The 1,157-nt window shown below is 69.7% G+C and carries 1 protein-coding gene; it reads right to left on the bottom strand.

What is annotated here, in order from left to right; translation table 11 throughout:
- Nucleotides 1–70: 70 nt before the first annotated feature.
- Nucleotides 71–1,003: an IS30 family transposase gene (locus tag WD250_07360; GenBank protein ID MEX2620020.1), complete on the bottom strand. Its 933-nt coding sequence runs from the start codon at nt 1,001–1,003 to the stop codon at nt 71–73.
- Nucleotides 1,004–1,157 lie beyond the last annotated feature (154 nt).

The following is a 1,157-nucleotide window of genomic DNA, read 5'->3' as shown; positions in this document are numbered from 1 at the left end:
GTGGTAACGCCCGGCAGCTATCGCATGGCTCCTTGTTCTAGAGCCGCGGGGGGTCGGAGAATTCCAGGTACTAGCGCGCGGCATGGACAGCGTACAGGTCGTTGGGTGCCTTCCAGGCCAGGGACTTGCGGGGCTGGGTGTTGAGGACGTTGCAGATGGCGTCAAGGTCGCGTTGGGCGTGGCGGGATAGGTCGGTGCCCTTGGGCAGCCAGTAGCGCAGCTGGCGGTTGCCGTTCTCGTTCTGGCCGCGCTGCCATGGGCTGTGGGCGTCGGCGAAGTACACGTCCACGCCCCAGTGCATCGCCAGGCTCTCCCAGTGGGCCAGCTCGGAGCCACGGTCCCAGGTGATGGACTTGAGGACGTTGTGGGGCATCGTGGCGGCCCAGTCGCCGAGGCGTTCGATGGTGGGTTCGGCGCGGTAGCCGTGGGGCAGGTTCAGCACGATCTGGGTGCGTGAGGTGCGTTCGTTGAGGGTGATCAGCGCCGAGGCGTTGCGCGCCCCGATGATCAGGTCGCCTTCCCAGTGGCCGAACTCGACACGGTCGGTGACGGCGGCGGGCCGGTCGTGGATGGACGTGAACGCGCCCAGGAAGTGCGACGTCGCGCGGTGGTCGCGGCGGCGTCGCTGGTGGCGGCGGGAGCGCAGCACGTCGCAGGCCTTGACGTCCAGGGTCCCGGTGTACACCGCCCGGTAGATCGTCTCGGTGCACACCCCGCCCAGCAGGTGAGCGGTGCCCGCCGGGGAGTAGCCGGTCTTCAGATGCGCGGTGATCTTGGCGGCCAGGCCACGGTCGTGCGACAGCAGCGCTGTCCGGCACGGCCGTAGGCTCTGTGCGCGGGCGTGGGCGCGCCCGGCGCGGTAGCTGGCACGCCCGCCGTTGCGGGCGACCTCGCGGGCCACGGTGGCGCGGTGGCGGCCGAGGCGCCGGCCCACCTCGGTCCAGGTCACGTCGGGATCAGCGGCCAACGATCGGCTGATCTCCTCACGGTCGATGACAGACAGGCGCGTGTAGGCAAGGATGGTTGACTCCAGCAGTCAGTGGGGCGGTGGGTAGCCCGGCCATCATGACCGGTCACCGCGCACTGGCTGCTGGAACTCTCCGTCCAACCCGGCTTGTACCGCCCTCGTGACCCGATGCGAGGGTGGTTGGGCCGCA

This window comes from Egibacteraceae bacterium, assembly GCA_040905805.1.
Lineage (GTDB): Bacteria > Actinomycetota > Nitriliruptoria > Euzebyales > Egibacteraceae > DATLGH01.
The sequence above is the reverse complement of the archived record's forward strand: the minus strand, read 5'-3'. Positions and strand labels throughout refer to the sequence as shown.